Raw genomic sequence first — 9576 nt, 5'->3', positions numbered from 1 at the left:
CGCGCAGGCCCATGGCCACCACCAGCGCCAGGATGGCGAAACGCGCAATGCGTGCCAGACCCTTGCTGTTGGGGCCGGCGGCCCGGTCGATGGCCGTGAAGGCCACATTGGCCAGCCAGAAACCGATGATCAGGATGGCCGAGCCCAGCAGGATGTCGGCGCCGAAGCGGATGAAGGTCTCGACGATGCCGCCGACCTGCTCGAAGCCCAGCTGGTTGGCGGCCTCGACGGTGGCGAACAGCATGGCAAAGAACAGCGCCACACGGCCGACGAAGGTCGAGGCGCTGACCTGGCTGAAGGCATGGCCCAGGCCGATGCGCTCGGGCAGGGTGTCGAAGCCCAGTGTGGCCAGCAGGCTGGCCAGCAGGCGGCTGGCGAAGGTGGCCACCAGCCAGGTGACGACCAGGATCAGCGCGGCCGCGATCAGGTGGGGCACGGCCTCCAGGATCATGCCCAGCATGTCGGTGGCGGGCCTGGAGATGGCATCGATCTTGAGCGCATCGAGTGCCGCAATCAGCGAAGGCACGAACACGACCACGAACACCAGCATGCCGATGACGCCGGACAGGCGCACCGCCTCGCCGATGCCGGCCCGCTCGCCCACCTTGTCGACACCGGCGGTGCGCGTGAGGTTGGTGGTCAGGTTGCGCAGCACGGTGGCCAGGATCCAGCCGACGCCACCGATCACCAGGGCAGCGACCGCGTTGGGCAGCATGTCCAGCGCCTTGGTCATCATGCCGGTCAGCGGGTCCAGCAGGCCCTGCAGGCCCAGGGCGCCCAGGATGGCGGGTACGAACAGCAGGATCACCAGCCAGAACAGGGCGCCGGCCAGGCTGTCGCCGATGGGTGACATGTCGGCGTGCTCGGACAGCTTCTCGTCGAGGGTGGTGCGGTCGAGGAGCTTTTGCGACACCAGCCGCACGACGCTGGCCAGCAGCCAGGCCACCAGCGCCAGGGCCATGCCGCCCAGCAGACGGGGTGCGTAGGCGAACAGTTCGGTGGTGAAGGCCGTGAAGGGGCCGGAGACGGTGGCCAGATCGAGCGAATTGAAGACCGCCACCAGGGTGAACAGGAGGACGACCCAGAACAGGGCCAGACCCACCGCACCCTCGATATCGATCCGGCTGCTGGTCAGGCGCCCGAAGCGCTCGTTGATGCGCAGCGCGCCCAGGCTGCGCCGTGCGCCGGCGCGCACGAGCACGGCAATCACCCAGCCGAGGATGAAGATGCCCAGGGCGCCGAGCAACTGGGGAATGTGGCCGCCCAGCGTGCTCTGCAGGGATTCCCATAGCGTGTGCATGTCCATGCCGTTCTCCTCATCGAGAGTGGATACGGGGTCATCATGCAAACCGGGGTGCGTGACGTCAACCCGTGCGGGCGCTTTTGTGACCTTTGGCCGCTGTTGTCGCGCGGATGATTGAAAAAGCGCACCGGATGCGTGAACCAGCACACGGGGTCAGGCGGCTTTCGTGCTGTCGCGGGGGTGTCAGCAGGGAACGCCCGCATAGGTTTTACCCCAGTATGCGATGCGCGATGCCCCGACGTACGATGCATTGCAACAAAAAAAGGAAACGCCGGCGGCGGCCAGGAGACAGCCATGGCCGGCCCGCCAGCAAAACCATCGCCGTAAGGAGCGGCGCAGGCGCCATGAGCGACGTCATACTCGAGACACACCACCTGACCAAGGAGTTCAAGGGTTTCACGGCGGTCAGCGATGTGAATCTGGCCGTTCAGCGCGGGAGCATCCATGCGCTGATCGGTCCCAACGGGGCAGGCAAGACGACCTGCTTCAACCTGCTGACCAAGTTCCTGGAGCCGACCTCGGGCACCATCGTGTTCAACGGCGTGGACATCACGCGCGAGCGGCCGGCACAGATCGCGCGCCGCGGCGTGATCCGCTCGTTCCAGATCTCCGCGGTGTTCCCGCACCTGAGCGTGCTGGAGAACGTGCGTCTGGGCCTGCAGCGCCAGCTGGGCACGTCGTTCCATTTCTGGCGCAGCGAGCGCACGCTCGACCGGCTCCAGGATCGCGCGATGCAGCTGCTGGGCGAGGTTGGTCTGGCGGAGTTGGCCGACGAGGTCACGGTGAACCTGCCCTATGGCCGCAAGCGCGCGCTGGAGATCGCCACCACGCTGGCCATGGAGCCCGAGCTGATGCTGCTGGATGAGCCCACGCAGGGCATGGGCCACGAGGACGTGGACCGTGTCACGCAGCTGATCAAAAAGGTGTCGGCCGGCCGCACCATCCTGATGGTCGAGCACAACATGAAGGTGGTGTCCACCATCGCCGATCGCATCACGGTGCTGCAGCGCGGCGCGGTGCTCGCCGAGGGGCCGTACGAAGAGGTGTCGAACAACCCGCAGGTGATGGAGGCCTACATGGGCACCACCGACGGCGAACTCCAGGGAGCCCACTGATATGACCCCCACGCTCCTCACTTCGTGTGGTTCGCTGCCCTCCGGGGGGGCGCATGCCTCCCTTGGGGCGGCCCGGCGGGAGGCATCATGACCACGCCGGCACTGGAAATCAAGGATCTGCAGGCCTGGTACGGCGAGTCGCACGTGCTGCATGGCGTGGACATGATGGTGCGTCCGGGCGAAGTGGTCACGCTGCTGGGGCGCAACGGGGCCGGGCGCACCACCACGCTGCGAGCCATCCTGGGCCTGACGGGCACGCGCAAGGGCAGCATCCGGGTCAACGGCCACGAGACCATCGACCTGCCCACCTACAAGATCGCCCACTACGGCATCGGCTACTGCCCCGAGGAGCGCGGCATCTTCTCCAGCCTGACGGCCGAGGAAAACCTGATGCTGCCACCGGCGCTCAAGGGCAGCGAGCCGGGCATGCCGGTGGACGAGATCTACGCCATGTTCCCCAATCTGGCCGAACGCCGACAGAGTCAGGGCACGCGGCTGTCCGGTGGCGAGCAGCAGATGCTGGCGGTGGCACGCATCCTGCGCACGGGCGCACGCCTGCTGCTGCTGGACGAGATCTCCGAGGGCCTGGCGCCGGTGATCGTGCAGGCGCTGGCACGCATGATCACCACCTTGCGCGCCAAGGGTTACACGATCGTGATGGTGGAGCAGAACTTCCGCTTCGCCGCACCGCTGGCCGACCGCTTCTACGTGATGGAGCACGGCCGCATCGCCCTGCATTTCGGCGCCGACGAACTGCAGGAAAAGATGCCCTTGCTCAACGAACTGCTGGGCGTCTGACGCCCGGCCCCTGGTTCCATTCCCACCCACTCCAAAGGAGACGTTTGCCATGAAGAGAAAGCTCACTGCCATCGCCCTGGCGGCCGGCGCGCTGGTGCTGGCCACCGCGGCCAACGCCCAGGTCAAGATCGGCCTGATCACGGACATGTCCAGCCTCTACTCCGACGTGGAAGGCAAGAACGGCGCGCTGGCCATCCAGATGGCCATCGACGACTTCGGCGGCAAGGTGCTGGGCCAGCCGATCGAGCTGCTGACGGCCGATCACCAGAACAAGGCGGACATCGCGGCGAGCAAGGCGCGCGAATGGATCGACACCCAGGGCCTGACCATGGTGTTCGGCGGCACCAACTCGGGTGCGGCCCTGGCCATGGCCAAGGTGGCGCAGGAGAAGAAGCGCGTCTATTTCAACAACGGCGCGGCCAGCTCGGCGCTGACCAATGAGCAGTGCTCGCCCTACACCGTGCATTACGCCTACGACACCGTGGCACTGGCCAAGGGCACGGGTGCCGCGGTGGTCGACCAGGGCGGCAAGAGCTGGTTCTTCCTGACCGCCGACTACGCGTTCGGCCACGCGCTGGAGGCCGACACCAGCCGCATCGTGAAGGAAAAGGGCGGCACCGTCGTGGGCGCCGTGCGCACGCCGCTGAACGCGAGCGACTTCTCGTCCTTCCTGCTGCAGGCGCAGAACTCCAAGGCGCAGATCCTGGGCCTGGCCAACGCGGGCGGCGACACGATCAACTCGATCAAGGCGGCCAAGGAGTTCGGCATCGACAAGTCGATGAAGCTCGCCGGCCTGCTGGTGTTCCTCTCGGACGTGCACAGCCTGGGCCTGCGCAACACGGGGGGCCTGCTGCACACCACGAGCTGGTACTGGGACCTGAACGACGACACGCGTGCCTGGGCCAAGCGCTTCTTCGACAAGACCAAGCGCATGCCGACCGATGTGCAGGCCGCCGACTACTCGGCGACCGCGACCTACCTGAAGGCCGTGCAGGCCGCCGGGACCACGGACGCCGACAAGGTGATGGAAGAGCTGCGCAAGCTGACCATCAACGACGCGTACACCAAGAACGGCAAGATCCGCCCGGACGGTCGCATGGTGCACGACATGTACCTGGTGGAAGCCAAGCAACCCTCGGAGTCCAAGGCACCGTGGGACTACCTGAAGGTGGTCAAGACCCTGCCCGGCGACCAGGTCTACACGACCAAGGCCGAGAGCAAGTGCGCCCTCTGGAAGTGAGCGCCTGAGCCGACCTGATCCCGACGCTGTCCAACACCATTGCCTATGTCGATCTCGATGCCCGCCTTGCTGAGCCAGCTCCTCCTGGGGCTGGTCAACGGCTCGTTCTATGCCATGCTCAGTCTGGGCCTGGCGGTGATTTTCGGGCTGCTCAACGTCATCAACTTCGCGCACGGGGCCCTGTTCATGATGGGCGCCGTGCTGACGTGGATGGCGATGAACTACTTCGAGGTCAACTACTGGGTGATGCTGGTGGCGGCGCCGGTGATCGTGGGCGCGTTCGGCGTCCTGATCGAGCGCACGCTGCTGCGCTGGATCTACAAGCTTGACCATCTCTATGGTCTGCTGCTGACGCTGGGGCTGACGCTGCTGATCGAGGGCGTGTTCCGCTCGGTGTACGGGGTCTCGGGCCTCGCCTATGACACGCCGGAGGCGCTCTCGGGTGCGTTCAACCTCGGTTTCATGATCCTGCCCAAGTACCGGGCCTGGGTGGTGGTGGCATCGCTGGCGGTGTGCCTGGTCACCTGGTACGCGATCGAGAAGACACGCCTGGGTGCCTACCTGCGTGCGGGTACCGAAAACCCGCGTTTGGTGGAGGCCTTCGGCATCAATGTGCCGCTGATGGTGACGCTGACCTACGGCTTCGGCGTGGCGCTGGCGGCCTTCGCCGGCGTGCTGGCCTCGCCGGTCATCCAGGTGTCCCCGCTGATGGGGCAGAACCTGATCATCGTGGTGTTCGCGGTGGTCGTGATCGGCGGCATGGGCTCGATCATGGGCTCCATCGTCACCGGTCTGCTCCTGGGCGTCATCGAGGGCCTGACCAAGGTGTTCTATCCCGAGGCATCCTCCACCGTGGTGTTCGTGATCATGGTGATCGTGCTGCTGATCCGCCCCGCCGGCCTGTTCGGCAAAGAGAAATGAGCGAGGGGCCGAACACCATGAATGCCAAGAAACTCTCCTGCTTCTGCTACGGTCTGCTCCTGTTGTGCCTGCTGGCGGCCCCGTTCATGGGCGCCTATCCGGTGTTCGTGATGAAGCTGATGTGCTTCGCGCTGTTCGCCTGTGCCTTCAACCTGCTGCTGGGCTACACCGGGCTGCTGTCCTTCGGCCATGCCGCCTTCCTGGGCGGATCGGCCTACATTGCGGGTCACTCGATGAAGATCTGGGGCGTGACGCCCGAGATCGGGCTTGTCCTGGGGATGGCCACGGGGGCGCTGCTGGGCTGGCTGTTTGGCATGCTGGCGATCCGCCGCCAGGGCATCTATTTCTCGATGATCACGCTGGCGCTGGCGCAGATGGTGTTCTTCATCGCGCTGCAGGCGCCCTTCACCGGCGGCGAGGATGGCCTGCAGTCGGTGCCGCGCGGCAAGCTGTTCGGCGTGCTCGACCTGTCGAGCGACCTGACCATGTACTACGTGGCCCTGGTGATCGTGGTGGCGGCCTTCCTGCTCATCGCACGCACGGTGCATTCACCCTTCGGGCAGGTGCTCAAGGGCATCAAGGAAAACGAGCCGCGCGCCATTTCCCTGGGCTATGACGTGGGCCGCTTCAAGCTGCTGGCCTTCGTCATCTCGGCCGCGCTGTCGGGGCTGGCCGGCTCGCTCAAGACCCTGGTGCTGGGCTTTGCCTCGCTGTCGGACGTGCACTGGACGGCCTCGGGCGGCGTGATCCTGATGACGCTGGTCGGCGGCCTGGGCACCCTCTCGGGTCCGCTGGTCGGTTCGGCCGTGGTGGTGCTGCTGGAAAACAAGATCGGTGAGTTCGGCACCTTCCTGTCGCGCCTGACCGGCATCGAGTGGTTCAACACGCTGGGCGAATCGGTGACCATGGTCACCGGCCTGATCTTCGTGGTCTGCGTGCTGGCGTTCCGGCGCGGGATCATGGGGGAGATCATTGCCTGGCTGGGGCGCCTCAAGGGCGGCGGCGGGTCCCGCTGAGCTTGCCGGGGTGCGCTGGACTTCCTGGCGCAGCCGCCCTGAACCGGTACGGCCCGGGGGTCAGGCCGGCTGGGTGTCGAAGCCGGCGGTCTGCAGTGCCTCGATCACCTGCCGCAGGTGTGCCGGGCCGCGCGTCTGCAGCACCAGTTCGATCGCCACATTCTGCGCGGCCAGCAGCGTGAAGGCGCGCTGGTGGTGCACCTCGTCGATGTTGGCGCCGGTCTCGGCGACGATGGCGGTGATGCGCGCCAGGTTGCCCGGCACGTCGCGTGCGCTGATCCGGATGCGGGCCAGCCGGCCCGCGCGTACCATGCCGCGCTCGATGATGGAGGCCAGCAGCATCGGATCGATGTTGCCGCCGCTGAGCACCAGGCCCACCCGCTTGCCGGCGAAACGCTGCGGGTAGCGCAGCAGCGCGGCCAGCGAGGCGGCACCGGCGCCTTCGACCAGGGTTTTCTCGATTTCGAGCAGCATGACGATGGCCTGCTCGACGTCGCCTTCATCGACCAGCAGCACGTCGTCCACGCGCTCGCGGATCACCGCCTGCGTCAGCGTGCCCGGCGTGCCCACGGCGATGCCCTCGGCAATGGTGCTGTTGCCCAGGGGGCGGTGCTCGCCCTTGATCACGTTGAACATCGAGGGGAAGCGCTCGGTCTGGATGCCGATGATCTCGATGTCCGGCCTGAGCGCGCGTGCCACGGTGGCCATGCCGGCGATCAGGCCGCCGCCGCCGACGGCCACCACCAGGGCGTCCAGGCTGGGCTGATCGCGCAGCATCTCCAGCGCCACCGTACCCTGCCCCGCCATGATGGCTTCGTCGTCGTAGGGGTGGACGAACACCAGGCCCTGCTGCTCGGCCAGCGCGCGGGCATGGGCACGGGCTTCGTCCAGCGTGTGGCCGTGCAGCACGACCTCGGCACCGAAGCCGCGTGTGCGCTCGATCTTCACGCCCGGCGTGAAGCGGGGCATGACGATGACCGCGCGGATGCCCAGGCGCTGGGCGTGGTAGGCCACGCCCTGGGCGTGGTTGCCGGCGCTCATGGCGATGACGCCGCGCCGCCTCTCGTCGGGCGCGAGCTGGGCGAGCTTGTTGCAGGCCCCGCGCTCCTTGAACGAGGCGGTGTACTGCAGGTTCTCGAATTTCAGGAACACCTGGCAGCCGGTGAGCTGTGACAGCGTCTTGGATGCCACACAGGGCGTGTCCAGCACCTGGTCGGTCAGGCGGGCGGCGGCGGCCCTGACATCGTCGATTTCGATCATGCCCGTCATTGTGCGCACATTCGGGTGTGCCGCCGGTGATGGCTATCCCGCAGAACCCGCGCGGTCGGATGGCCGGTGTCTTCCACGATGGCCCAAGCTGCGTTATGGTCCGCTCAGGCGTGCCAGCGCCGTGGACCACCCGGCACCGGCACACCGTCAGGAGGTAGTGCATGGGCAAACGCATGTTGTCGATCGATGGTCCCGCCGCCCGGGGGGCCGGGGCCGCGCGCGTGCCGCCCGAGCCCCGCGACGGGCGGCCGTCCCTGGGCGGCGAGACGCGGGTCTTCGTGCCTGCGGGGCTGCGCCAGGCGCCGGTGCTGGACCTGATGTGCTCGCACTTCGTGCTGGTCCTGGCGTCGCGCCAGGGGCCGCGTTTCAACGTGCGGCGCGATCTCAACACCCTGCTGGCGCTGGCCGGCCGGCATCTGGTGTGGCCGTACACGGTGCTGGCTCGGCTGCGCGAATACCTGGGTCGCCGCTGCAAGGACAATGAGCTGTGGAATGGCCACGAGGGCCTGTCGACGGCCGTTTTCATGGAGCGCTATGGCGTCTGGCGCGGCCCCTACGAGGAAGGCACGCTGTTTTTCTACCTCGACGAGTACGCCAAGGAGATGCCGCGCGACCTGCTGTCGGTGCTGGCCGCCACGGGCGAATGGCTGTCGCAGGCGCTGAAGAAACAGTCCACGCTGGTGGAAAAGAACATCGACGCGCTGGCCAATCTGCTGCAGCTCAACCGTGCCGAGCGCGCCCTGCTGCTGTACGGCACGCTGGCACGCTACCAGCGCGACCTGCGCTCCATCCTGGTGGAGTTCAAGGTCAACAACGCGCCCGAGGCCTATGCGGCCATCGCCGATGTGGCCGGCGTCAAGGCCAGCGAGGTGGGCGAGGCCTTGCGCGCCGGTTCGCGCCTGGAGCGCATCGGCATGGTCGAGAACCTGATCTCCGAGCACAACATCACCGACCTGGCCGACCTGATGAAGGTCAGCGAGAAGCTGCCGCCGGTGCTGATGCGCGAGTACCGCAGCGAAAGCGAACTGATGGCGGTGTTCACCCGGCCGGCGGCGCGCTCGGCGCTGGGCACCGCCGATTTCGACTATGTGGGCGAGGACGTGCGATTGCTCATCGGCCTGCTGCGCGAGGCCGTGGCGCGCCGGGAGGCCGGTGTCAACGTCCTGCTGTACGGGCCGCCGGGCACTGGCAAGACCGAACTGGCCCGCGTGGTCGCTGCCGCCGCCGGGCTGGAGCTGTTCGAGGTCGAGTATGCCGACCGCGACGGCAATGCCCTGAGCGGCCGCGACCGCTACCGCTCGCTGCAGATCGCCCAGGTGTTCCTCAAAGGCACGGCGCATTCGGCGCTGCTGTTCGACGAGGTGGAGGACGTGTTCCCCCCCATCAGCAGCGAGGCGGCCCAGCTCATGGCGCGCGCCGCGCAGATCCCGGCCTCGCACAGCCACAGCGTCAGCGGCAAGGCCTGGGTCAACCAGATCCTCGAATCGAATGCGGTGCCCACGATCTGGGTGACCAACCGCATCGAGCAGATCGACCCCGCATTCCGGCGCCGCTTTGCCTACCACCTCGAACTCAAGAGCCCGCCACCGGGCGCGCGCGAGCAACTGGTGCGCAAGACGCTCGATGGTGTGGCGGTGTCCGACGCGCTGGTGGCGCGCCTGACCGCGCGCAAGGGGCTGACGCCGGCGCAGATCCGCACCGCGATGCGCTTTGCCCAACTGGCCGCCGCGCCCGCCAGGTCACACGGCCGGCGCAAGACCACCACCACGGCGCCCTTGCTCGATGAGCTGATCGAGCGCCAGTTGCGCAACGCCGACCAGGCGCTGGGCCGCCAGCCCGACGCCGCCGCGCGGCCCACGCCCACGCAGTACAGCCTGGACATGCTGAACGTGGCCTCACGCTACGAACTGCCGC

General features: G+C 67.2%; 8 protein-coding genes. 6 read left to right on the top strand and 2 right to left on the bottom strand.

The window, feature by feature from the left end; all coding sequences use genetic code 11:
* Positions 1 to 1306, bottom strand: a 1306-nt coding sequence (locus PHQ87_RS11510) for a mechanosensitive ion channel (protein WP_300234273.1), incomplete at its 3' end; no start/stop codon positions are given.
* Positions 1307 to 1647: 341 nt separating this feature from the next.
* Between PHQ87_RS11510 and PHQ87_RS11505 the strand changes: the two genes are divergently transcribed.
* From PHQ87_RS11505 to PHQ87_RS11485, 5 genes are all read left to right on the top strand, one after another.
* Positions 1648 to 2418 carry an ABC transporter ATP-binding protein gene (locus tag PHQ87_RS11505; RefSeq protein ID WP_300234269.1) on the top strand — a complete coding sequence of 257 codons (771 nt, stop codon included), beginning with the start codon at positions 1648 to 1650 and terminating at the stop codon, positions 2416 to 2418.
* Positions 2419 to 2505: 87 nt separating this feature from the next.
* Positions 2506 to 3216: an ABC transporter ATP-binding protein gene (locus PHQ87_RS11500; RefSeq protein WP_300234266.1), complete on the top strand. Its 711-nt coding sequence runs from the start codon at positions 2506 to 2508 to the stop codon at positions 3214 to 3216.
* 49 nt (positions 3217 to 3265) lie between these two features.
* On the top strand, positions 3266 to 4456 hold the full coding sequence (locus tag PHQ87_RS11495; protein WP_300234263.1) for an ABC transporter substrate-binding protein: 1191 nt from the start codon (positions 3266 to 3268) through the stop codon (positions 4454 to 4456).
* A 45-nt stretch (positions 4457 to 4501) separates the two neighbouring features.
* A complete protein-coding gene (locus tag PHQ87_RS11490; RefSeq protein ID WP_300234260.1) occupies positions 4502 to 5377 on the top strand; it encodes a branched-chain amino acid ABC transporter permease in 876 nt (291 codons plus the stop codon).
* A 17-nt stretch (positions 5378 to 5394) separates the two neighbouring features.
* Positions 5395 to 6393, top strand: a complete 999-nt coding sequence (locus PHQ87_RS11485) for a branched-chain amino acid ABC transporter permease (RefSeq protein ID WP_300234257.1) — start codon at positions 5395 to 5397, stop codon at positions 6391 to 6393.
* A 60-nt stretch (positions 6394 to 6453) separates the two neighbouring features.
* Here PHQ87_RS11485 and PHQ87_RS11480 read toward each other — a convergent pair whose 3' ends face one another.
* The gene (locus PHQ87_RS11480) at positions 6454 to 7653 is read right to left on the bottom strand and encodes a threonine ammonia-lyase (RefSeq protein ID WP_300234254.1); all 1200 of its coding nucleotides are present in this window, start codon (positions 7651 to 7653) and stop codon (positions 6454 to 6456) included.
* Positions 7654 to 7823: 170 nt separating this feature from the next.
* Between PHQ87_RS11480 and PHQ87_RS11475 the strand changes: the two genes are divergently transcribed.
* Positions 7824 to 9576 (top strand): ATP-binding protein (locus PHQ87_RS11475; RefSeq protein WP_300234252.1); only part of this gene is annotated, 1753 nt, incomplete at its 3' end.

Source organism: Hydrogenophaga sp., assembly GCF_028698005.1.
GTDB lineage: Bacteria > Pseudomonadota > Gammaproteobacteria > Burkholderiales > Burkholderiaceae_C > Hydrogenophaga.
The sequence above is the reverse complement of the archived record's forward strand: the minus strand, read 5'-3'. Positions and strand labels throughout refer to the sequence as shown.